Raw genomic sequence first — 876 nt, 5'->3', positions numbered from 1 at the left:
GGTATCTCAAAATGGTATGAACTTTTCACTCCCCGCCAACTCCTTGCACTTTTGACTTTTACAAAGTGGGTAAGAAGGATTGAAGAAGTGTTAAGAAATATTGGGTATGAGGAAAATTTAATAAAAGCGATTGTTACATTTTTGGCACTAATTCACTCTTATCTTTCTAATTTTTTATCCACAGTTTGTCGATGGCAAAATAATTGGGAGGTAACTACTGCAACATTTTCAAGACAAGCCATTCCAATGACATGGGATTTTTCTGAGATAAATACCATTACATCTTTGGAAGGATGGAGCACCATATTGCGTTGGACAACTTATGTCATAAAAGAGTATTCATCAAAAAATATAAGTGTACAAAAGGATATTATACGTGCTTCGGCCACAGAACTACCATATACTAATAACTTTTTTGATGCTATTATTACTGACCCACCCTATTATGACAATATCTCCTATGCTGCCTTGTCTGACTTTTTCTATGTCTGGCTTAAGCGCTCTATAGGACATCTTTATCCAGAGCATTTCTCAGGAGAGCTTACACCAAAGAAAAAAGAAATTATTGCTGACGCTAAAAGACATGGAAGCAGGGAAAAAGCAAGAAGGTTTTATGAAGAGATGATGGAAAAATCTCTTGGAGAAGCATGGAGAGTCCTAAAACCAAACTCTCCTATGGTTCTAATCTATGCACATAAAACAACCGCTGGCTGGTCAACTCTTGTAGAGGCTTTAAGAAAATCAGGATTTGTAATTCAGGAAGCTTGGCCTATCCATACTGAAAGACCAGGTAGGCTTCTAGAAATAGGTTCTTCCGCTCTTGCTTCAAGCATTTTCCTTGTTGCTCGTAAGAGAGAAAGAGGAAAAATTGGTTCC

At 37.3% G+C, this 876-nt stretch carries 1 protein-coding gene; it reads left to right on the top strand.

From position 1 onward, the window contains the following. A partial coding sequence (locus ABDH49_09170; protein MEN3047110.1) for a hypothetical protein occupies positions 1-876 on the top strand: 876 nt, incomplete at both ends.

This window comes from Candidatus Hydrothermales bacterium (assembly GCA_039630235.1).
GTDB lineage: Bacteria > Hydrothermota > Hydrothermia > Hydrothermales > JAJRUZ01 > JBCNVI01.
This window is presented reverse-complemented; position numbering and strand designations above follow the sequence as displayed.